General features: G+C 50.4%; 20 protein-coding genes. 2 read left to right on the top strand and 18 right to left on the bottom strand.

Features of this window, described 5'->3' with window-relative positions; all coding sequences use genetic code 11:
* Nucleotides 1–20 precede the first annotated feature (20 nt).
* From R2083_RS13660 to sbcB, 3 genes are all read right to left on the bottom strand, one after another.
* On the bottom strand, nt 21–2,126 hold the full coding sequence (locus R2083_RS13660) for a methyl-accepting chemotaxis protein (RefSeq protein ID WP_317538760.1): 2,106 nt from the start codon (nt 2,124–2,126) through the stop codon (nt 21–23).
* Nucleotides 2,127–2,486: 360 nt separating this feature from the next.
* Complete coding sequence (ilvA, locus tag R2083_RS13665) at nt 2,487–3,998, bottom strand: threonine ammonia-lyase, biosynthetic (RefSeq protein WP_317538761.1); 1,512 nt, start codon at nt 3,996–3,998, stop codon at nt 2,487–2,489.
* A gap of 181 nt (nt 3,999–4,179) precedes the next feature.
* Nucleotides 4,180–5,610 (bottom strand): exodeoxyribonuclease I, encoded by a 1,431-nt coding sequence (gene sbcB, locus R2083_RS13670; protein WP_317538762.1) that lies wholly within the window; start codon nt 5,608–5,610, stop codon nt 4,180–4,182.
* A 109-nt stretch (nt 5,611–5,719) separates the two neighbouring features.
* Here sbcB and R2083_RS13675 point away from each other — a divergent pair, with 109 nt between their 5' ends.
* Entirely contained in the window at nt 5,720–6,109 is a 390-nt protein-coding gene (locus R2083_RS13675) for a RidA family protein (RefSeq protein WP_317531791.1), read from the top strand.
* 99 nt (nt 6,110–6,208) lie between these two features.
* Here the strand turns inward: R2083_RS13675 and R2083_RS13680 are convergent, their stop codons facing one another.
* The 13 genes from R2083_RS13680 to R2083_RS13740 form a co-directional block, all read right to left on the bottom strand.
* The gene (locus R2083_RS13680; RefSeq protein ID WP_317538763.1) at nt 6,209–7,084 is read right to left on the bottom strand and encodes a hypothetical protein; all 876 of its coding nucleotides are present in this window, start codon (nt 7,082–7,084) and stop codon (nt 6,209–6,211) included.
* 39 nt (nt 7,085–7,123) lie between these two features.
* Entirely contained in the window at nt 7,124–7,513 is a 390-nt protein-coding gene (locus tag R2083_RS13685) for a type II secretion system protein (protein ID WP_317532099.1), read from the bottom strand.
* A gap of 2 nt (nt 7,514–7,515) precedes the next feature.
* On the bottom strand, nt 7,516–8,025 hold the full coding sequence (locus tag R2083_RS13690; RefSeq protein WP_317538764.1) for a type II secretion system protein: 510 nt from the start codon (nt 8,023–8,025) through the stop codon (nt 7,516–7,518).
* Between the two features lie 7 nt (nt 8,026–8,032).
* Nucleotides 8,033–10,312 (bottom strand): secretin and TonB N-terminal domain-containing protein, encoded by a 2,280-nt coding sequence (locus R2083_RS13695; RefSeq protein ID WP_317538765.1) that lies wholly within the window; start codon nt 10,310–10,312, stop codon nt 8,033–8,035.
* Entirely contained in the window at nt 10,309–10,878 is a 570-nt protein-coding gene (locus R2083_RS13700; protein WP_317538766.1) for a hypothetical protein, read from the bottom strand. Before R2083_RS13700 ends, R2083_RS13695 begins: the two co-directional genes overlap by 4 nt.
* Nucleotides 10,879–10,883: 5 nt before the next feature.
* Nucleotides 10,884–11,465, bottom strand: a complete 582-nt coding sequence (locus tag R2083_RS13705; protein ID WP_317538767.1) for a hypothetical protein — start codon at nt 11,463–11,465, stop codon at nt 10,884–10,886.
* Nucleotides 11,462–12,010, bottom strand: a complete 549-nt coding sequence (locus tag R2083_RS13710) for a PilN domain-containing protein (protein ID WP_317538768.1) — start codon at nt 12,008–12,010, stop codon at nt 11,462–11,464. Before R2083_RS13710 ends, R2083_RS13705 begins: the two co-directional genes overlap by 4 nt.
* A complete protein-coding gene (locus R2083_RS13715; protein WP_317538769.1) occupies nt 11,998–12,831 on the bottom strand; it encodes a hypothetical protein in 834 nt (277 codons plus the stop codon). Before R2083_RS13715 ends, R2083_RS13710 begins: the two co-directional genes overlap by 13 nt.
* A complete protein-coding gene (locus tag R2083_RS13720; RefSeq protein ID WP_132424334.1) occupies nt 12,812–14,464 on the bottom strand; it encodes a GspE/PulE family protein in 1,653 nt (550 codons plus the stop codon). Before R2083_RS13720 ends, R2083_RS13715 begins: the two co-directional genes overlap by 20 nt.
* Before the next feature lie 35 nt (nt 14,465–14,499).
* The gene (locus R2083_RS13725) at nt 14,500–15,684 is read right to left on the bottom strand and encodes a type II secretion system F family protein (RefSeq protein WP_317538770.1); all 1,185 of its coding nucleotides are present in this window, start codon (nt 15,682–15,684) and stop codon (nt 14,500–14,502) included.
* A gap of 9 nt (nt 15,685–15,693) precedes the next feature.
* On the bottom strand, nt 15,694–16,128 hold the full coding sequence (gspG, locus tag R2083_RS13730; protein ID WP_317531798.1) for a type II secretion system major pseudopilin GspG: 435 nt from the start codon (nt 16,126–16,128) through the stop codon (nt 15,694–15,696).
* A 143-nt stretch (nt 16,129–16,271) separates the two neighbouring features.
* Nucleotides 16,272–16,955 carry a zinc metallopeptidase gene (locus R2083_RS13735; RefSeq protein ID WP_317531799.1) on the bottom strand — a complete coding sequence of 228 codons (684 nt, stop codon included), beginning with the start codon at nt 16,953–16,955 and terminating at the stop codon, nt 16,272–16,274.
* 264 nt (nt 16,956–17,219) lie between these two features.
* Complete coding sequence (locus R2083_RS13740; protein WP_317531800.1) at nt 17,220–18,155, bottom strand: CysB family HTH-type transcriptional regulator; 936 nt, start codon at nt 18,153–18,155, stop codon at nt 17,220–17,222.
* A gap of 163 nt (nt 18,156–18,318) precedes the next feature.
* Between R2083_RS13740 and R2083_RS13745 the strand changes: the two genes are divergently transcribed.
* Nucleotides 18,319–18,609 (top strand): hypothetical protein, encoded by a 291-nt coding sequence (locus R2083_RS13745; protein WP_317531801.1) that lies wholly within the window; start codon nt 18,319–18,321, stop codon nt 18,607–18,609.
* A gap of 243 nt (nt 18,610–18,852) precedes the next feature.
* Here the strand turns inward: R2083_RS13745 and R2083_RS13750 are convergent, their stop codons facing one another.
* Together R2083_RS13750 and R2083_RS13755 are read right to left on the bottom strand one after the other, a co-directional pair.
* Nucleotides 18,853–20,226, bottom strand: coding sequence for a substrate-binding domain-containing protein (locus tag R2083_RS13750; RefSeq protein WP_317531802.1), 1,374 nt, complete (start codon nt 20,224–20,226; stop codon nt 18,853–18,855).
* Nucleotides 20,227–20,353: 127 nt separating this feature from the next.
* Nucleotides 20,354–21,187, bottom strand: a complete 834-nt coding sequence (locus R2083_RS13755) for a PEP-CTERM sorting domain-containing protein (RefSeq protein ID WP_317531803.1) — start codon at nt 21,185–21,187, stop codon at nt 20,354–20,356.
* Nucleotides 21,188–21,497 lie beyond the last annotated feature (310 nt).

Genomic DNA, 21,497 nt, shown 5'->3' on the forward strand with positions numbered 1-21,497 from the left:
TAGAGAAACCGGCACGGGCATCACACCTTGAAGTTCGATACCGATGCTTTCAGCTCGGACGCGAATCCTGCGATCTGTTTGATCGATCCTGTGGTTTTCAGCGTTCCTTGTGTCGTCTGCCGGGTAATATGAAGAATTTCTTCCATATTGGCAACTACCTTATGCGCCGCGCGTGTCTGCGTATTGGTCACGTCAAAAATATGCGTCACCAGCTGCGCCAGTTGCTTGGATACTTGTTCGATTTCTTCCAGCGCCCGGCCCGCCGCATCGGAGCGTTTCGCGCCTTTTGCCACGCCGAGCGTGCTGCGCTCCATCGCCGCGATGGCGTCCTGCGTATCGCCCTGAATGGTGACGATCAATTCGCTGATTTGCTTGCTGGCTTCCGCCGACCGTTCCGCCAGCCGCTGCACTTCTTGTGCGATCACGGTAAATCCGTGCCCCGCTTCACCGGCAGCGGTCGCTTGCAGCGCCGCGTTCAAAGCCAGCACATTGGTTTGGTCGGTGATGCCGGTGATCAAGGCGACAATCTCGCCGATCTCCTGCGAGCTTTCGCCAAGGCGCTTAATCCGTTTCGAGGTATCTTGAATGTGCGTGCGGATTTCGTTCATTCCGGCGATCGACTCACGCACCGCCAGCGTGCCTTTCTCCGCCGCGGCCAATGATTGTTTCGCGACTTTGGCCGATTCCGTCGCCATATCCGATATCTCACTGATCGATTCCGTCATGCCGACCACCGCCAAAGTGGTTTGTTCGATTCTATCCGTTTGTTGCTGTGCTGCGGTTAACAAACCGGACGAAACTTGCTGCGCTTGATGGGATGCTTTCACCACCAATGCGCCCGCCTGATTGACCTGCTCCACCAGTGTGTGCAATTCCTCGATGGTACTGTTGATGGCGTCGGCAATCGCACCGGTCATATGGTTGGTGATGTCGGTGCGCACCGTCAGATCGCCGTCGGCGATTTTTTTCATGTCGTCCAGCAGTGTCACAATCGCTTTTTGCGCTTTCTCGACTTCGTTGCGGTTGGCCAGATTCTGGTGATAGGCATTGCGCCGTACCGACCGGATTAGCAAGATCAATACCAACACGGCGCACGTAGCCAGGATCATCGCCAGCGTATTCAGCAGCAGCGCGGCATGATTGTTTTGCTGTTGTATTTCATCGTCGAGCGTTGCGGCTTGTTCCTGCATCCCAGCATGGCTGTTCACAATCTCGTCGATTGCGGATTCAATCGTCAGCGCGACAGGAATTTCCTTACGGATGATATGTAAATGCTCGTCAAATTTTCTCAACTGCGCATACGCATGCGATAACAGATCCTGGATCACTTCGTGCTTGCTGGAAATCGCGCCAAGACCATGATTGCCTTGACTCAGGGTTTGGATCATCGCGGCGACTTGCGCATGATCCTGCGCCAGTTGCGCAGTGATTTCCACCAGCGGCGCTTCGAGCGGCAGCAGGGTCTTCACATTTTTGGCCACGGTGCGGGCGTGTATTTTGATCGTTTCCACGGTACGTATTTCTTGGGATAGATTTCCGGCTTCCGTCATGCGATTGATCAGTTCATCCATTCGTCTCGCCAACTGGCTGTGTGCATTATTGATCGCTTTGATGCTGTTGTTGAGCCGTATGAGAGGTTCCTGCTGATTCAGAATCAAATCGATCCTTTGGTCTTCCAGTTGCCAGTCTCTGAAATAAGTATGCAAGCCCGGCGCTAGTGAATCATCCGCAACCGCCACGGTTGTGCCGCGATACGAGCCGCCTTGCAATAACAGTGTAATGTCACGATTGAATTGCTGCCGACTATCGCGCAACCGGGCAAAAGCTTCTGCTTCGCCGAGCAGTGCCTGTTGTAAGGCATTGGCGATATGCGCATGCTGAATTTGCAACTGCGCGGCCAGCTCCGGCTGAATTGCATTCTGTCTGGCTTGACGCACACTGATGGTTAGCGTCATCAACAACAGCACGGTGAAAAACATCACGACGCCACCCAGCACCCAGCTGTTGTTCACAAGAGATGTATTTTTAGGAATATTTTTCTTTGCGGGCGCCGCAAGCAACGGCAACTTCTTACCTAACGCAACCAAACCGGTTGGCAATCCGAATTTAGAAAAATTGTCTTCCATTGTGCTCTCCAGCTTGAAGTCAGACTTTCTGAATGTCCGTTCTTTTTAAAAACAAACGGCATCAGACAGGGGAAATACCGGACGACAGCTTAACTGCTGGAGCGCGTAATCAAAGACAGGATAAGACCTGGAAAACAATGTTTTTTATGAATCTATCGAACTTAATATCAACAAATTCAAGAACAAACCACATCATTCAAGTGATTGCCGGGCAGTGCGAGAACAACCTGCTCGCGGCGTTTGAAATAAGAACGGACGAACTTGCGGTGATTCAGGTATAAAGAATATAGCCCAATCGTAGAATTCCAGACACAACAATCACCTTCTAAAGCGCTGCGTAATCAGCGCGTCCAGTCTTCGTCACCCAAGAAACAATTTATACGCGGGATTCTTAGTTTCATCCCAATAGTGGTAACCCAGCTGGTCAAGAAAAGCCCTGAAGCTGGATTTCTCTTCCGGCGGCACCTGGATGCCGATCAGCACGCGGCCATAATCGGCGCCGTGATTGCGGTAGTGAAACAAGCTGATATTCCAATTGTGGCTGAGGTTGTTGAGGAAGTTCATCAACGCGCCGGGACGATCGGGAAATTCAAAGCGGTAGATGATTTCATCCTTAACCGCCTGCGCCCGTCCACCGACCAGATGGCGCACATGCAACTTGGCCATTTCGTTGTTACTCATGTCTTCCGTGGCCAGTCCGCTTTGTTTTAACTCCTTGATCAATTGCTGCGTTTCTTCCTGATTGCGCACCGATACACCGACAAACACATGCGCCACCTTAGGATCGGCATAGCGGTAATTGAATTCGGTAATGCTCTTAGTGCCGAGTAAATTGCAGAATTTCTTGAAACTGCCGGGGTGCTCGGGAATCGCCACCGACATCACCGCCTCGCGCTGCTCGCCGATTTCCGCGCGTTCGGAAATGTGACGCAAGCGATCGAAATTCATATTGGCACCGGACGCGATCGCGACCAGCGTTTTATGCAGGATTTTCTCGCGCGCGACATACGCTTTGATACCGGCAATCGACAACGCGCCAGAAGGTTCCAGAATCGTACGCGTATCTTCGAACACATCCTTGACTGCCGCGCAAATGGCGTCGGTATCGACCAGAATCACTTCGTCGACCAGTTCACGGCATAAGCGGAAGGTTTCCTTGCCGACATGCCGCACCGCCACGCCATCGGCAAACAGCCCCACTTGCGCCAACTTGACCCGGCGGCCGCTTTGCAGCGAGCGGTACATCGCATCGGCGTCGACCGGCTCGACTCCGATGATTTTGATTTTCGGATACAGCCGTTTCGCATACGCCGCAATGCCGGAGATCAGACCACCGCCGCCGATTGGCACAAAAATGGCGTGAATCGGACCGGTATGCTGGCGCAGAATTTCCATGCCGACCGTCCCCTGCCCGGCGATCACATCCGGATCGTCGTACGGATGCACAAATGTAGCTTGTTCTTCCTTAGCCAATTGTATCGCGTGCTCATATGCATCGTTATATGAATCGCCATGCAAAGCCACCGTGGCACCATGCCCCATGACGGCATTCACCTTGATTTGCGGCGTCGTCACCGGCATCACGATGGTGGCGGAACAATTGAGCCTTTTCGCAGCCAGTGCTACGCCTTGCGCATGATTACCGGCGGAAGCGGCAATCACCCCGCGATTGCGCACCGCAGGTGTTAACTTGATCATTTTGTTATACGCACCTCGCAACTTGAACGAAAAAACCTGCTGCAAATCCTCCCGCTTCAACAACACCTGATTGTGAATACGCCCGGATAAATTGGCAGCAAGCTCCAACGGACTCTCGATCGCCACATCGTAAACCTGCGCGGTCAGTATTCTTTCAAGGTAATTGTTTTTCATGATGGGAAGTAAGTAAATCCAGGCGGATTTTAAGTTAGGAAACGCGACCGGATTTTAACATGATCAGGGATAGGATAAGTTTTGTTACGGCTACAAAATGTAGTCTAATTTTTAGAAAACAAAGAACGCACTCAACGAAAACAATGGCAATCAATAGAATGATTATCTGGTTAGAAAAGCTTTATGAATTCATTAAAATTCTTCCCCACACCTCCAGCTCATCCAATATCTGTCTTGTACTTATATCTGCCTTGTGTGCCTCTCGCAATAGCGCAATCTGCGCGGAAAATTCAGCAAAAGTAAGACTCCCGCCACTACCTTGCGTCAGACGCTGCACACGCATTTGCTCCCATCGTTCCATTTCATTCGGCGTCAAGGTTTCCGGCCAGTTGCGGGCGCGGTAGCGGAACAGCAGCTCGGGTAAACGTTTGTCATGAAAATCAAAGCGCATTTTGGCCAATTGTTTTGGTGAAGCACGCCGGATCTGGGCTAATGATGCGGCATCGGCACTGTCCAGAAAGCCGTCATACAAGGCCACATCGACATCGCCGGACGGCTCAAATGTATGGCTGGTGTACGCGGTTGCGACACGCTGGAAGAAATCAGGAGCTGCACTCAGGGTTTGCCAGTACCGGTAGCAGGCGTCCAGATCGAGCGCGATGCGTTCGGCGGCTTCATGATCCAGCGTATTACGTGGCGCCAGCGCCGGGCATTTGTTGATTTTCACCGACTTGACCGGCAGCCGCTGCATGCCTTCCGGCAAATCATCGTTGCGGGTAAACAGCAATTGACTCAGTTCGTCTGCATCAAGCGATAAAAACATTTCTGGATCGTGACGCAAGTCATACACCAGTATGCTGTTGTTGTTTCCCGGTTCGGTGATGAGCGGCATAACCAGCGACGTGCAGCCGGTCTTAGCCGGATACATGCGCGTGGTATGCAACACCGGGTTGTGTGTGATCAGATCAAGTTGCGCTGCCGCCTTGCGTTTATCGCGCAGTTGCAGCAGCCAGTCGTACAGGCGCGGTTGCTGCGTGCGCAGCAGACGTGCCAAGGCAATGGTGGCGCGCACGTCGGACAAAGCATCGTGCGCGGATTCGTGCGCGATGCCGTTGGCGGCCACCAAATGCTCCAGCTTGAAACTCGGTTGCCCGTCTTCATGCTGCGGCCAGGCGATTCCATTCGGGCGCAGCGCGTACGTCATGCGCACCAGATCAATGATGTCCCAGCGCGAATTGCCTTGCTGCCATTCACGCGCGTAAGGATCGTAAAAATTGCGATACAGCGTGAAGCGCGTGACTTCATCGTCGAACCGCAGCGAGTTGTACCCAACACCGCAGGTATTCGGTTGCGCAAACTCGGCATGAATGCGCGCAATGAACTCGGGTTCCAGCAATCCACGTTCATCGGCAAGCTGCGGTGTAATTCCGGTGAGCAGGCAAGCTTCCGGATGCGGCAGGTAATCGCGCGCCGGTTTGCAATAAATTACCAATGGCTCACCGATCTCGTTCAGCGCTTCATCGGTGCGCACGCCGGCAAACTGCGCGGGCCGGTCGCGCCTGGGATCGGCGCCGAAAGTTTCATAGTCATGCCAGTAAAATGTGATAGCCATGGGTGTGGGTGGATTTAGATGAAGGTGCCGGTAAAAAACTGGTTTGTTGCGCAATTATAGTGGTATCTTACGCAAAAATTTTCAAACCCAATCACAAGGATGACACAACATGGCAACAAAACTCATCAGTTCAGGCTCTACATTTGAGAAGGAAATCGGTTATTCGCGCGCTGTGGTCGCAGATAACTGGGTACTGGTATCCGGCACAACCGGTTTCGATTACAGCAAAATGACCATTTCCGATGATTTGCTGGAGCAAGCGGAGCAATGCTTCAAAAATATCGAAGCAGCGTTGCGGCAAGCAGGGTCAAGCATGAAAGAGGTGGTGCGCGTTACGTATGTATTCCCCAAGGCAGAGGATTTTGAGAAATGCTGGCCGGTGATGCGCAAGTACCTGGGCGATGTGAGACCATCTGCCATGATGCTGACTGCTGGGCTATCCGATCCGCGCATGAAAATCGAGATTCAGGTGACGGCGTATCGCAGTACCGGAGCTTAATGACATTTGTATTTCCTGATCGGGGAAAATAAAAAGGAGCGCTCGAATGGACGAGCGCTCTTTTTTGCGACTTATATTAGTACCACCGTACTTTGACTATCAATCCATTCCAAATCCAGATGAGCTTGCTGGCGCGCCGGATTGCGGTGCAAACGGTGAAGCATTACCCGCTGACGACGACCGCGAGGAAGGTGAAGCTGCACCCGAGGAAGATTGCGGCGCAAAAGGGGAATTGGACGGTGAAGCTCCCGGTGCCGTATTCGGTCTGGATTGAGTGGATGCCGGCTTCGACGCGCTACTGCCCTCGCCGGGTTTATAAATAAATTTCCAATCCCGGTAAGTTAACGCTTCTGAGAATTTAGCGTATTGCTCGGGAAATTTATCTTTCTTGATGGGTTTCTTTTCCGATAGGCTGTATACGCCGGTGATTCTCTTAGTGAGATTGGAACCTATACCCGGACTGCTGCTCGGCGCCGCATTGTTCGATGCTTGATTGGGTGTTGTGCTGCCGGATGTCTGGCCAGTATTGGGCATCAAGCTATTACCCGAGGGCTGGTTACTGCTCGATGCTTGATTACCACCCGCTACTGCATTATTCCCCGGCGTTGTATTCTGGCTGGCTGCCGGGCTGTTACCGGACACTGTATTACCGCCGGGCGGAGGCTCGTCAATGATGCCCCACTCCGCTGTATTGGTGATCGGGTCCATATAGATTTTACGCAAATGCCGTTTGATGGCCGGTGTGCGCTTATCCTCCAGCAACTCCTCCAAAGTTTCGGGAAATTGCTTAGTGCCGGTGTTGTAGTAGGACATAATCGCTTTGCGGAATTGCTCGCCCACATAAAGCAATTCGGCTTCTTTCTCGCGCTGCGCTTTTGCCTGCCATACCTGCCCCACTCCGGCCATGACAACACCCGCTAGAACGACCGAGAACAAGGCCCAAAGATAAACAAAACCGCTTTCCCGCCGTGGCATATCATGTGCACCGCAAGAATCCGAGCAAACCCCGGTCATTTACCATTCTTGATAGTACGAGCCATCCAGCGCTCTCCCCGAGTAGCCGCTATAAACATCATAGACACCTGATTCCGTTTCGTTCTTGGGAGGAACCTCGATCCAGGTTTTATCGCTTTCGGTGAAGGGATCTTTCGGCACGCTGCGCATATAGCGTTTGTCGACCAGCTCCGCCAAGTCAATGGGATATTTACCAAAGTCAGAATAGAATTGATCGATGGCATTGCGCATAATTCCCAAGTCCTGCCGTAACACGGCTTCTTTGGCTTTATCGATAGAATTAAAATACTTCGGCGCGACAATACTTAACAACGTCGCGATAATCGCCATAACCACCAGCAGTTCGATTAAGGTAAACCCTCTGAATTTGCGGGTTCCGGACAGGTTCATCATCACCACTCCCGGTAAGGAATGCCGTTCAGGCCTATGGCTTCCGAACGTGAATGCACATCAAAAACATCGTCGCCTTCCTTGGGACTGTCCCAGGGGCTTTCATAACTGCGCTTCCCCCAGGTATCCGCAGCCGGAGTCGCCGAAACACCGGCGACATCCAGTTCGACAAACAGTGGGTCAGCGGGCAAGCGGCGCAGGAAATAAATAATCTTCTTATCCGGACTCTTGACATCCGGCACCCCCATGAATAATTCCTCCAGCCGGGGTGGGTAACCCGATTCATCGGCCTTCTTGGTGATACGCCCTTCATCCGAAGCCTGCTTGTAGGCATCAATGGCCGTTCGTATCTGGCGCAATGCAACGCGTAACTCCTGCTCCTTCTCGCGTTTCACCATCAGCTCTCGTAATGGCAATGCGGCTGTCGCTAAAATAGCCATGATTGCCACCACGATCATTAATTCAATCAGCGTGAATCCTCTGTGCTTCACGGAAATTCTGGATGCAGCCATAAGCGGATTATTTAATATTGACACTGACCGGCGGCGGCGGTGTCACTTCGACCGCCTGACCATTTTCCATATCTTCCGCGTTGACATTCTGGATATTGATTTCTGTGGTACCCGGGTTTGCCGCAATCACCTTGAAGCGAAGCTGCGCCGCCAGACCGGAAGCCTGATCCTTACCTAATTTGATCACGCGTGTGCCTGACTTATCCCCACCGTCCAGCGCTTCCAGCGAACTGGCTTCATAATTCAACACTAAGTCTGAATTAACTGTCGCTTTTGCGCCAACCAGCCGCACACTGACAGAAAATTCTTTACCCAGTCCCACATTGGTCGGTGATTGCAGGGTAAGCGTAGGCGTTCCGGACGCGGAAGCTGCAACACTGGCAAATGGATTCGGTGGTGGTTCCTGGCCTTCGGCTGGCGGAGAAAAAGCATCCTGAAGCGCAGCTGCAACGCCACGTCCCGATCCAGCCGGTGCGATGGAAAGAGATTGCGCTGCTGTTTTCTTGATGGTAACGGGCAATTTACCCGCTTCGCTGGCCGTGCCAAAATGATATTCGTTTTCCAGATTGATCGGTCTTGGGATATTGCGAACAATACGAGGCGTAATCAGTAATACCACTTCATTTTTTGTTCTCTCAATATCTTGATTAGATGTTAAGCGATCCAATCCAGGAATATTTAATAATCCCATCAGACCACCAATCTTTCTTGTTTCCCGATTATCAATCAGTCCCGCTATAACTTGCGTTTCTCCATCTTTGATTGTTAGGATAGTTTCAGCATTGCGCGTTCCGACCCGAGGAGCGGTTGCACCATTAGGCCCTGGTATCGTTTCTAGAACTGAACTCACCTCCAAAGTAACCTTGAGTGTTACATCGTCGTTTAATCCAATACGCGGCTCAACATCCAACTTAACCCCGACATCGATAAATGTTGGTGTTGCAGTAACGATCGCGGTCACCCCAGGCTGTACGTTAGCGGAGAAAAAAGGTTGCTTGGTACCCACATGAATTTTTGCTTTCTCCCGGTTATTTACTCGTACCCTGGGATTTGCCAATATATCTCCCGTCGAAAGGTTCTGCAAAAAATCAATTTTTGCTTGACTAGTCATACCGAAACTCTTAAGTCCAGAAAAGCCAAAGTTACTGAGTAGAGCCGCCGGAGCACCAAGAACTGCTTGTCCAGCATAATTAAATTGCATCGACTGGGGAAAATTGGGTCCCAATACAAATTTATTAGTGCGCGAAACATCCAAAATCATGACTTCGAGCATAACTTCGGGCTCGGCATAATCATTCAGGCTCACCAATCGTTCGGTTAAACGAATGGCCTCCAGTGTATCGCGCATAATAAACAGATTAAGTTGTTCATTGACATAGATATCTTTGGCTTTAACGATACCTCTGACCATCGCAACCATCTGTTTGACATCGGTATGCGCCACTTGAAAGCTGCGCACGACTAGTTCTTGATAATCTTTCAGCTTCGCCGGTGTATTGGGATAAATCAATAACGAATTACTATTGAGCACCTTGTATGCTAATTGATTGGTCGCAAGGATCAACTTCAATATATCTTCAATCGTATTTTGCCGGACAAATATGGATATTTTGGTATCTTGCCTGATGTCTTTATCAAAAACAAAATTGATGCCCGCGGTCCGCGACATCAGTTCAAATACAGTTTTCAAATCAGTGTCTTTGAATTCCATCGTCACCGCTTTCTTGAAAGCGGATTCCAATGCCAAATCAGTGACCTCAGGCCGTGTCAGCCGCAAATTGATTTCTGAAATCAATTGACGCGCATGTAATTGCTGCGGATTCTCTTGTAAGATAGCTCGCACGAGCGTTTCAGCTTGCGCAAGCTCGCCGCGTGCCAATAGAGCTTTAGCGGAATCAACTCTGGCAATGTGGCGGCGTTCCAATGCAATCAATTCGAGGCCTTCCTTAGCGCGCTCATTGAATGGATACAGATTTAAAATGCGTTGAAATGCTTGTTCTGCACTCTCCAGATCACCGGATAAGCGCAGGCTCTCGGCTTCAAACTGAAGTTTACCTATCACTTCTTCGCGCAGGCGTATTGATACTGTCTGTATTTCTTGATTCGCAGGTTCCTCACGTTGCGCTTGTTCCAATTTTGCCATGCCGTTTTCAAATTGGCCCTGCGCTACCAGCTTTTTCCCCTCGTCAAATGCTTTGTTCCGGGTAAAGAATGTTTGGTTATTGATTGCGCACCCTGCAGTAGTCGCGAGCAAAATAATGAGGATATAAATTCTCCAGCTTTTCATCGGAACGTTCCTGCGATTTTATTGTTAATAGTGAGCGTCTGCTTTATGTTGAGCGGTAGATAAGTGACGGCAATTGTACTGTCATTGATCGAATCCAGCCGGTATTTGTCGTTAATTTTTCCGCCGATCTTGGTAATGAAATTTTCTCCCGACTGCGACAGAAAAACCCAAGTTTCGTCGTCCGTAATAGCCTTGCCGCTATACTTGAACTGTAGCGGCGGTGCTGTGGGCGCGGGAGGAGGCGCGGCTTTTTTTATTTGCTCAGCCAGCGCAGCTTGCTGCTCGAAGCTGACTGGCGGTTGTTTTGGCGTCCATGTCGTGGATGCAAACAATTCTCCCGCCAAAGGATTGAATTTCCGCTGTCCAAGTTTACCGATATCCAGCAGCTCCGTGCTGCTTTCTTGATTTTTTGCCCGGTCTCTGCTCATGCTCGCTGTCTTTACCGGTTGCACGGTTTCTACGATATCCGTCGATGTCTCTTCCTCTTCAACCAGTATCACAGCGATTAATGTGGCTAGCAATGCGCCACCTAACATCAATTTCCGCTTTTTCTCAGCTTGATCCATTGCGCTTATTTGTTCAAGTACAGGTTAATTTCAAGGCGGACTTCAAGCTTGTCGGAAGTTATATTTTCCCGTTTAAGCGCAACCGCGGAAATAGCCATGACAGGAACCTTTTCCAGCGCTTCCGCCATAAAAGCGCGAATTTGCGGATAACGCCCTTTTACCGGCAATATCATCTCGTAACGAGCCAAACGCGCGTCATTCTCATTCATCAAGCGATATTCGCTGCTGCTCAGATCAACGCCATGCTTTTTAGCCAATTGCACCAATTCACGAATCCAGAAAGGCGATGAGTCGATACGCGGGAAGAAATCATAAAATACTTGCAATGCCTGATCACTACTTAATTTTTTCCCGCCTTCCATTTCTCCCGGCGACTGCTTCGCTAACTCTTGCAGTTGCAGCGTTTCAGCGCGTTCCTTCAGCTTTTGCAGATCGGAGTCTTGCGGCAAAACCGCCGAAAAGAAATAAATACCGGCAACAACAATCAGACCCAGGCCGATTTTTCCAATCGTACCGAGGCGGCCTGCCTGCCAGCGCAGTTGCAGCATCAAACGGTCGAGTTGTGTTTGGATTGTCGCGGTCTTCAAGAAACTTGCATCCATGCAGCAGTCAGAAGAAAAATAATGGGCCGGTGCGGATTATCTTGTTTAACTTTGTAGTTTAGCAAATGCACATTCTCAAAAACCAGCTCACGTTCAAGCGCTTCGACAAAATCGAGCAGTTCGGACATGCTCTTCGCTTCACCGCTGAGACGCAGTGTCCGGCTGGCCACATTCGGCTGCAAGGATAACAAGGCGATCTCTTCCGTTGCCGCATGTTCGATAGCATCGAATAAAGTTTCCCAAGGCAAATTGATCTGATCCAGTATTGCATTGGCCTGCGTAATTTCCTTGCGGATTTCCTGGCTGAATTCTTTTATCCGCGGGGTTGACCGTGCGCGCGGCGCAGCTTTCTGCTGCTGTTGTTTCTCCAGCCGCTCGACCCGGTTTGTCCAGTGATTCACTTCTTCAGTCACCTGGCGGAATTGCAGCAGCACACCGGCAAGCACGAGCAGTCCGATCAGCAGGATGGAAAAATCGATATGCGGAACGGATTGTCCGCGATCCGGGAACTTAAGTCTCAAGCGTGGCATCGATTTACCCCGTCATCATCAACCGGCCCGGATGGATAATGCGGCAATACCGGTATTTTCCCGACCGGCATCGGAACAACGCACCATCCGCACTGTTCCGGCAGCGTCAAATCCGCCTGTTCCGGCGCAAACACATGAACCAGCTCAATCGCTTCCTTACTTCCGGTCAAAATAGCTTCCTGATCCAAGGCCGCAAGCAACTCAGCCGCGACATTGTGCAAAATGCGCTGATTGCGGATGCTGTGCCAGCTTCCATTAATCAGCACAGCCAAGCAAATACGTCCGGCTTCAATGACTGCAAAATAGGTTTTATTGCCATCCAGCAGTTTTTGCCAGCGATCATAAACAGACGCAAAATAAGGCTCGATCTCTTTAAGTGTGCAACGGCACCGCGCCGCCATCTCTTCCAGTTGCACCATCAAATCGCGCGGAATTGCGGCGCACACCGCACCGCTCAGCGGAGTCCATTCGCTCACGCTCAGCGCCCACGAATTCACCCGTTCCGCATACACTTCACGCATGCGGAAAGCGGCATAGGAGCTCACTTCTTCCGGTGTTGCGATTTCCGCTTGCGGCAGCAGGGCAACATACCGTACAAAATGATTGGATAGCGTAACACTCAATTGCGCTCCAGCCGCATCCATCAAATGTTTTTCCAACTGCTGCACAGCGGCCTGCCAAACCAGCGCATCTTGCGCAGGCTCGCACCACACGGTAACCTTGGCTGACTGTACCGGTTTGAAACCGCGCGTTGAACGCACCAGGTCGATTCGTCCAGGCGCCAGGAAGACCTGTATTTGATCACGCCACAATGGTGACACGATTGGCCTCCTCTAAACTAGTTAATCCTTGCCTGACCATATCCAAAGCAGCCTCCCGCAGGAATCGGGTGCCATTGTTCCTGGCTGCTTCCTTGATGCGGCGTATCGGCTCCTGCGCTACGATCAACTCACGAATCTCATCGTTCAGAATCAGAATCTCGGCAATTGCATTTCTTCCCCGGTAACCGCTGCCACGGCACTGGCCGCAACCTCGTCCGCTACGAAACTTGAATTGATCCGCTTCGTCGATGGGAATTCCGGATTCTTCGATTAGCTTATCATCCGGGCGCTCATCGACCGAGCAGTGCGGACATAACAAACGCACCAGCCGTTGCGCGGCGATTCCGTTCAGCGCGGACACGAAACTGTAAGGATCCACGCCCATATGCGAAAACCGGCCGATGACATCAAATACGTTATTGGCGTGCACAGTGGTAAAAACCAAGTGGCCGGTCAGCGCCGCCTGGATGGCGATCTGCGCCGTTTCCGAGTCGCGAATTTCGCCCACCATGATCTTATCCGGATCGTGCCGCAGAATTGAACGCAAGCCGCGCGCAAACGTCAGTCCTTTTTTCTCATTCACCGGGATTTGCAGCACACCCGGAAGCTGATACTCGATCGGATCTTCGATGGTAATAATTTTATCGCTGCCTTTATTCACTTCGGAAATCGCGGCGTAGAGCGATGTCGTTTTACCGCTTCCGGTCGGCCCGGTAACCAGCAGCATGCCATACGGTTCCGAACTCAGACGGCGAATACTGGCAATCGCCGTCTGATTAAAACCCAATTGGTTTAACGTCAACCCCTCAATCTGATCGGATAATGCTTGCCGGTCAAGAATCCGCAAAACCGCATCCTCACCGAAAATACTCGGCATGATGGAAACCCGGAAATCGATCTCCCGCCCCTGGATGGAAATTTTAAAACGGCCGTCCTGCGGCACGCGGCGTTCGGCAATATCCAGCTCGGACATCACTTTAATCCGGGAAATGACTTGCTCGGCCAAGTCCGCGCCTTGTATCACGCCGATCGAGCTTAGCACGCCATCGATACGGTATTTGATCGACAGTGCGCCTGCCGTCATTTCCAAATGAATATCGCTGGCTTGAGACTTATGCGCGTCATACAAGGTGGAATGCACCAAGCGCACCACCTGGCTGGTACCTTCATTGATGCTTTTTAACGATAAATCCTCAATACCGCTTTGTATTTTATCCAGCTCTGTGGAAGGCAGCACTTGATCCATGGCGCGCATGGTCTTTTCCTGCTGAGCAAAAAAAGCGCTCAAATCAGCGGGATGTACCAAATACCACTCCGCAGCGACAGCAAAACGTTCTTCCGCCCATGCCCGTAATTTTGTCGAGAATGGATTACTGACTGCCAGCAGATAGTCTTGTTCGCGGCGGAATAAAACACATTCATGCATCATGGCTTCGGAAAACGAAAGCACATCAAAAGCGGGACTGAGCGCGTGAATCGCTTTCATGTCCAATACCGGCATATGCAACAACTGGCCGAGCTGCTGCATAAGCTCATCGGGCGTATAACCGCCTTTTTCTTCCAGAACCTGAATGACGGAAACATTCTGTTCGAGCGCTTTTTGCTGCGCATCGGCTAGATGGTTGATCTCCATCGACGGTTTGTTTACGGTTTGTACCTGCGCTTCGATCAATTGATACTTCCCGCCAATTCAAATATGGGCATATACATGAGAATAATAATCCCGCCGATCACAATACCGATGACCGCCATCAGCAATGGCTCTATCAATTTGGTTGTCCATTCGACCCAACGCGCAATTTCCTCATCGTGAAAATTACCGATCCGTTCCATCATATCGCCCATTAAACCCGTTCTCTCACCCACGCGGAGCATACGATTGCCCACTGCTGTCGTCAGTCCTTCCAATTCCATCGCGCTGGAAATCGTTCTGCCTTCGCGGATATGCTTAGCCGCGGCTGCAACTTTGGGGCGGAAATGCGCTTGCAATAAACCGCTGACCATGTCCAGCGCTTGCGTGATGGGAATACCGCCGCGCAGCAGCATACCCAACGTCTTGTAGAAGCGCGCCAGCTGATACACTCGCATGCGTTCGCCGATCGCCGGAATGCGCCACAGGAGCTGCATGACACTGGCACGAAAGGTTGACCGGCTAACTGTATACCCTGTCGCAATCAACAGCGCCAGCGCAGCAATGGCCAATTCCCAGCCGCGTTCATGAACGAATTGGCCCCATTTAATCAGCAACAACGAAAGCCAAGGCAAATCGCTGCCCATATCATCATAAATTGCACTAAATTTAGGTACCACAAAAACCATCAGAAAAATCGACACCAGAAAACCGATCACCAATAACAGCACCGGATAAATCGACGCGCCAACGAGTTTTTTGCGCACAAACTCCATCTGTGTCTGATAGGTGATAAAACGGGTCAGCGCTTCCGCAAGATCGCCGGTCCGTTCGCTGGCGCGGACCGTGGCGATATAGAGCGGCGGAAATGCTTGCGGAAATTCTTGCAGCGCTTGTGAGAATGTCACACCCTCATACAATCGATCCAAGATATTCTGGATAATTTTACGGTTACTACTATCCTGCTCTTTCTCGAGCAGCGTTTCGATGCTCTCGACCAAACTTAAACCGGCAATCTGCAATGACAGCAATTCCTGGCTGAAGTGAACCAGCGGAAAATGGCTCTTCGCTTTTAGCGAAAAACCCGAGAAGCTGCGCCGTATGCTTAGAACCATACCGCCTTGTTCAACCACCTGGCGGCGAGCTTCTTCCTCGCTGTTCGCTTCCAGTTCAAGATGCACGGTGCCTTGCCCGGACATGACGGCTTTCACTTCATAACGCATGCGCGGAATTTACCAGTTGGTAATATCAGCCGCCTCACCCTCACCGCCAGGCTGTCCATCCTTGCCGTAAGAGAGCAAATCAAACTCGGAACGTTCACCCGGATACTTGTACACATACGGGCGGCCCCAGGGATCGGCTGGCGGCAGCTTGGACAGGTAAGGCCCTTGCCAGCGCGCCTCATTATTGGGGCGCGTAACCAGCGCGGTCAAGCCTTGCTCCGTGCCCGGATAGCTCCCCACATCCAAACGGTATTGATGCAACGCCTTTTCCAGTGCATCGATTTGCGCTTGCGCCATTTTTATTTCCGATTTGCCGACTTGCGAAAAGTACTTAGGCCCGACATAGGCAGCCAGCAAACCGATGATAACCATGACCACGAGTAATTCGAGCAGTGTGAAGCCGCGTACTGCTTTTGCCTTTTGTTGCTCAACCAATTGCACCATATTTGTCCTCTAACAAAAAATACTGATCTCTAATGGATTAGCCTATCAATTCAGCTTCAAATCTTGTATGGTAAGTTGCCCGTATGACAGGGTCAAGACGGAATATCACACCTGTACTGCGGAATTCCGGCAATTCAGCAGCCTTAGCGCCGGAGAATCGCCCACCACCGGCCGATATTGAGTAGCGCCATGAGCGAAGCGGATACATAAGTCCACGCTGCGGCGCGCAGAATCCTGCGTGCATGCGGCTCGTCACCTTGAATGAGATACTTGCCTTGCTCCAGCATGGGTAACGCCCGGGCGAAACTGGCATGCAATTCCATCGGCAGCGTCACCATATGCACGACTACTGCGCTCCCCAACGTCAACAAGCCACCAGCAAGAAACAGAGCACCCGCTACCGGTGCACGCAGGCCCACTGCGACAATTGGTGCGATCATCAAAATCACCGCGCCTAACTTTTCCGCCGGAGCGGCTATTTGCACCAGGCGGGTCCGCCATTTTAGCGGCAAGTAACCATCGCGGTCCTGGATGGCGTGCCCAACTTCATGCGCCGCAACCGTAATTGCCGTGAGCGATTTGCCATTAAATTTATCCGCGGTCAGACGCACTGCTTTTGCGATCGGATCATAGTGATCACCCTGTTCCGTCACTTCGACCTTCACCGTCTGCAAATTGGCCCAATCGAGCAAAATACGCGCCAGCTCAGCGCCGGTACCCGGATAACGATCTTCAGGATGGCTGTATTTTGCCAGGGTGTGCTTAACCCAGTAAGACGGGCCCACAATGAGCGCAGCGATAACGATAACAAGTATTAAATAAAGCATAGACTTGAGATATCAGCACGAATAATTGGTTCCACACAAGACCTGCCCGCCATTTCATATACGCCCGGAAATATCTCTTGTTAATCAAGTATCAGGAGAATACTACTGAATTATACCGCTTGCTTCAAAGATAAACTCAGAAATAAAGTATCGCATTGAGTTACTGAGACTACCGGTAAATCGATTATTTCGATTTACCGATCAGCACAATCAAATGGCGTCATTTATTTGATCAATCGGATCAAACCTATCGCCAGCCCTATTTTATTCAGCATCAATCAATGGTTTAACGCCGGAACGAATGATCGATTCAGTCAATGTTGGAATACAAAGCTCAATAAACCGGTACGCATAGCTACGCAGATAATGATTACGCCGCACCGAAACAAACGTGGTATTCATTTCAAACAGGTATTCACTTTCAAGCTTGACTAATGTTTCATCTCTCCTGGGAGAAAATGCCACAGAAGCAATAATGCCGATACCCAATCCCAACTTTACGTAAGTTTTAATCACGTCAGCATCCAAAGCGGACATAGCGATATCCGGTATTAATCCTGCCTTGGCAAATACTTGATCGATACGGGACCGCCCGGTTAAACCTTGGTGGTAGGTAATTATCGGAAACTCAGCAATGGCTTCCAGCGTAAGCGGCTGTAGCGATTGCAAAGGGTGCCCCGCAGGAACGATGACTGTATGCTGCCACGTATAATAGGGAAAAGACACTAAATCAGCCGCATTCTCCAACGCTTCCGTCGCTATGCCGATATCGGCCTCGCCGTTGATCAGCATTGATAATATCTCCCCTGGCCTGGATTCATGAAGTATCAGCTGAACTTTGGGAAATATTTTCTTGAACTCTGTCACCACGGGCGGTAACGCATATTGTGCTTGCGTATGCGTAGTCGCGATAATTAATTGCCCTTGATCATAGCTGCTGAATTGCTCGGCCAAACGCTTGATATTTTTGGTGTCGAATAAAATGCGCTCGACAATTTTCACCAATTCCTTGCCGGGTTCTGTCAGACCAATCAGCCGCTTCCCCTTACGAATGAAGAGTTCAATATTCAATTCGTCTTCGAGATCCTTGATATGCTTACTCACACCGGATTGTGATGTAAACAAAGCATTGGCTACCTCGGTCAGATTATAATTCTGCCGGACCGTTTCATTAATAATTCGAAGTTGTTGGAAATTCATTTCCTATCTCTCAGCTATTTAATCATCAACATGCATGCGATTTCCGCAGTAAGCGGCTTCGTGTATTCCGGCAAATCATCCATCGAGTCATCGAACAAGCCGGAAAGCAGGAATTCGCACCGGAAAAATCAACCAGTAAGTGTTTCCACAAACACAGTATGGCATGCGGTATTTAGCAAACATTGCAGCGTCTCCGGAAAACCAGGACGTGCCGTTTGCTGCTATCACAAAAAACTACCCGGAGGGATTGGCTCACTTCGATACCAAACGCTTACCACGGCTCAAAAGCGGAATAAGGCATTCTGCGGCGATACCGCCTGCTATGGCCATCGATGATTTATCCCGGGCATTGTACGACGCTATCCGGCCAGACAAAACACCGGATTCCGCAGCCGCCTTCTTAAACCAAGTTATCACAGAATATCTTTATGCGACGGCATCGTATTTATTCTGACAAGGGTACGGAATACAAATACAAAAGCATGCTTCAGCATGCACTTGTTTATTTTTGCACAACCAATGAGATTTATTCGGGTACGGTGGTCTTAAACCCATGGCAAGATCGAGCGGGTTATCGGAAAAATCAGGGATATGTGGCATAAAAACTATTTTGGCATTACGAAATGAAAGTAAGATCGCTTGAATAACAGCAGGCGCCTGTGTTACCAGAGCGCCTGCCGAAATAACTTCAGCTTGATTACGGTGCAGGTGGTTCAACCAGTTGCAATGGCGCGGTGGAATTACCGAAACGTGTTCCATGAGCACGGAATGCATCCAGTGTTGCATTGCCGGTTTCGGGAAACTCGGCCGGATCAAGCACTGTGCCTGCTACGGTTGTAATCACCGCAGGGTCTTTCGCTTTATTGATGAATGCGTTAGCCAGCGCGAGTTGGTCGCCGGTCACGCTTTTACGTAAGTTGACCGAAGCCTGGAAGAAATAATCGTACTGGCCTGAAATCGCTTGTTGCTTGTCGAAAGCAGTACCGGCCGGATTTGTAGCTCTTGCGCCGTTAATGGCCACGAATCGCCATTTGCTTGTTACGGATGGCGCGTTTTCCAAGCCTAGAATACCGATTCCATAAGCGCCTTTGTTGAATACATTGTCAAGCGCACCGGGCACGTTGCCTGCGCTGGGTTCGGTACGCACGGCATATGCGGCAAAATTAACAATATCGCCAATACCGGCTTCGGCCCCTTGGTTTGCCGGAGAAATGGCGCCGCTAAACGCCGATCCACCCGGATTATTCAGGAAATACTGATTTGCGGCTGCCTTAGCACCAGAACCGGCATTGCGGTCAATCAGTATGACCGGCTTGTCCAGCGCTTCCAGACCCTGCACTTGAGTCCAATTCGTGATGGTACCCGAGAGAATACCGGCAATTTCGGCTTTACTCAGTCCATTATCCAAGCTGGCTGGGCGGTGACCGGCCAGCGTTGCTGCCACGAGAGCGTCGGCGAGATTGTTTGTTGCGGCAATCCCGTTCACCACGTTATAAAGCGGCGTTTGAACTAATTGAGCTAATTGGCCAGCAGTCAGCGCGCTGGCGCCAGCAGGCAGATTCGAACCGGTAAAAATCGCCAGCTCCAGATTTGCCAAACCAACGGCCGGTCTTTGACCCGGTACAAAAGTTGATAAATTGGTAATCTTGAAAGTTGGGTTTGCGAGACCGGTGGAGGTTATATTGTTTTGAATCTGATAGTAATTGGTCAACGGTGGATTCGGTGTAACCAGCGGAGCGATTCCGTTAGCGAACACGCCACCCAGGGAACGATAAGCAACGATCCAGTTCTGACCCGCCAGACTGCCTACCGATACGGTACCGGCTACTGCGCGGAACGATCTGCCCTTGGCGGGAGGAGCGCCGGTATCATCAGTAATGTATGACACTGAACCTGCGGTGAACAGTTTGGAGGCTATGGTTTCAAATACACCGTTTTGCTCCGCGCCACCACCGACATAGAGAACGTGTGCAGGCGGTATTGCGTTGATTTCATCCACACTGAGGGCGTAGGCCTGAGTGGATAACATCATGCTGAGAGACGCGATAATATGTCCGAATTTCAGTTTCATTTTAATATTCCTTAAAAATGAGTTATGCACCGGGTGATTTTGCAGTTTTTCAGACAAAATCACCCTCACACCGGCATCCACGGATACCAGTTTCTTCAATAAAACGGAGTAATGCGCTGCGGAGAAACTAAGACACGATTCCTGCGCGGCGGCGGACTGTTACGCCCATCAAACCAAGGCCAACCAAGAGCATGGCCCAAGTATCCGCTTCCGGCACAGGAGAAATAGGTGAGATTGAGAGTAATCCATCGTTGGTCAGTGTTACGGTTCCCAGTAAATCCGTTGTTATTCTGGTAAGGCTGACCACTCCCCCACTCGGCGATTTCGTTATGTTTGCTTCATAGAAATTGAGGGTTTCGCCCAGCGCTCCGGTGGTATCGAATTTCGCTTTACCACTCCAGTTACTGCCAATGGAAATTTCATACGACGCAAAGTCGGTTGGGCCTTCTTTTAAATGCACCGTGGAAGGTTGGCCGCCAAAGCCGAAGACTGTTCCATCCCCGCCATTGCTTGCATTAATAAACGAATTGTAATTGACATTCCATTGGTTCAACTGAGCATTGGTTGTGCCATTGCCGTTGGTGCCAATATCCAAACCGTTGGCTGCCGTAGTCAGAAAACTTCTAAGATCGCCATCGATAACACTGGTATCACCGGCAGTGACAGCCCATCTGATATCAGCAAAGTGAGCTGAACCTACGCCAGCCAGAAAAGTATTCCAGTTGGTATCCAGTGCGAGATTAAAATTGAGGGGAGTAAACAATGGAATGGATGCAGAGTAGTCATCTCTGCGGCTGCCTGTATCCAGGGTAAAAGAATAACCGCTTACGGACTCATAGGCGCTGAACAATAATGAACTGCTTCCACCGGCACTTTGATCACCATTAAAAGCCGCGAATGCAGGACCTGATACAGCCAGGGCTAACACTGCCCCTAGATACTTAGTTTTACGATATCTCATTTAGACTCTCCTTGATTTCGATTAACAGAAAAAACCAGACTGCAATGACCTCCGGGATAGCTCATCAATGTGAACAAGATATTCGCATTAGAAAAATGAGTGGACTCCATCCCTGAACCCTTGCAGCTACCTCATACAGTTTCCTGTGCTTGCAGTGTAGTAACTATTAAAAAATTCCACAAAGAAGAAAAAATTGTTAAGTTATGAAGTTTATTCATATAAAAGACCTGCACGGCCAAAGCGGCGGCAAACGAGATGAAATGAGAAGTACATGGAACTCAGCAACCGGTATCCATTCAACAATCCGCGT

The organism is Nitrosomonas sp. Is35, assembly GCF_033063295.1.
GTDB lineage: Bacteria > Pseudomonadota > Gammaproteobacteria > Burkholderiales > Nitrosomonadaceae > Nitrosomonas.

Excerpts from the sequence above, each read along its gene's own strand:
- R2083_RS13660 (WP_317538760.1), bottom strand. The coding sequence starts at position 2,126 with ATGGAAGACAATTTTTCTAAATTCGGATTGCCAACCGGTTTGGTTGCG.
- ilvA (WP_317538761.1), bottom strand. The coding sequence starts at position 3,998 with ATGAAAAACAATTACCTTGAAAGAATACTGACCGCGCAGGTTTACGAT.
- sbcB (WP_317538762.1), bottom strand. The coding sequence starts at position 5,610 with ATGGCTATCACATTTTACTGGCATGACTATGAAACTTTCGGCGCCGAT.
- R2083_RS13675 (WP_317531791.1), top strand. The coding sequence starts at position 5,720 with ATGGCAACAAAACTCATCAGTTCAGGCTCTACATTTGAGAAGGAAATC.
- R2083_RS13680 (WP_317538763.1), bottom strand. The coding sequence starts at position 7,084 with ATGCCACGGCGGGAAAGCGGTTTTGTTTATCTTTGGGCCTTGTTCTCG.
- R2083_RS13685 (WP_317532099.1), bottom strand. The coding sequence starts at position 7,513 with ATGAACCTGTCCGGAACCCGCAAATTCAGAGGGTTTACCTTAATCGAA.
- R2083_RS13690 (WP_317538764.1), bottom strand. The coding sequence starts at position 8,025 with ATGGCTGCATCCAGAATTTCCGTGAAGCACAGAGGATTCACGCTGATT.
- R2083_RS13695 (WP_317538765.1), bottom strand. The coding sequence starts at position 10,312 with ATGAAAAGCTGGAGAATTTATATCCTCATTATTTTGCTCGCGACTACT.
- R2083_RS13700 (WP_317538766.1), bottom strand. The coding sequence starts at position 10,878 with ATGGATCAAGCTGAGAAAAAGCGGAAATTGATGTTAGGTGGCGCATTG.
- R2083_RS13710 (WP_317538768.1), bottom strand. The coding sequence starts at position 12,010 with ATGCCACGCTTGAGACTTAAGTTCCCGGATCGCGGACAATCCGTTCCG.
- R2083_RS13720 (WP_132424334.1), bottom strand. The coding sequence starts at position 14,464 with ATGGAGATCAACCATCTAGCCGATGCGCAGCAAAAAGCGCTCGAACAG.
- R2083_RS13725 (WP_317538770.1), bottom strand. The coding sequence starts at position 15,684 with ATGCGTTATGAAGTGAAAGCCGTCATGTCCGGGCAAGGCACCGTGCAT.
- gspG (WP_317531798.1), bottom strand. The coding sequence starts at position 16,128 with ATGGTGCAATTGGTTGAGCAACAAAAGGCAAAAGCAGTACGCGGCTTC.
- R2083_RS13735 (WP_317531799.1), bottom strand. The coding sequence starts at position 16,955 with ATGCTTTATTTAATACTTGTTATCGTTATCGCTGCGCTCATTGTGGGC.
- R2083_RS13740 (WP_317531800.1), bottom strand. The coding sequence starts at position 18,155 with ATGAATTTCCAACAACTTCGAATTATTAATGAAACGGTCCGGCAGAAT.
- R2083_RS13745 (WP_317531801.1), top strand. The coding sequence starts at position 18,319 with ATGCGGTATTTAGCAAACATTGCAGCGTCTCCGGAAAACCAGGACGTG.
- R2083_RS13750 (WP_317531802.1), bottom strand. The coding sequence starts at position 20,226 with ATGAAACTGAAATTCGGACATATTATCGCGTCTCTCAGCATGATGTTA.
- R2083_RS13755 (WP_317531803.1), bottom strand. The coding sequence starts at position 21,187 with ATGAGATATCGTAAAACTAAGTATCTAGGGGCAGTGTTAGCCCTGGCT.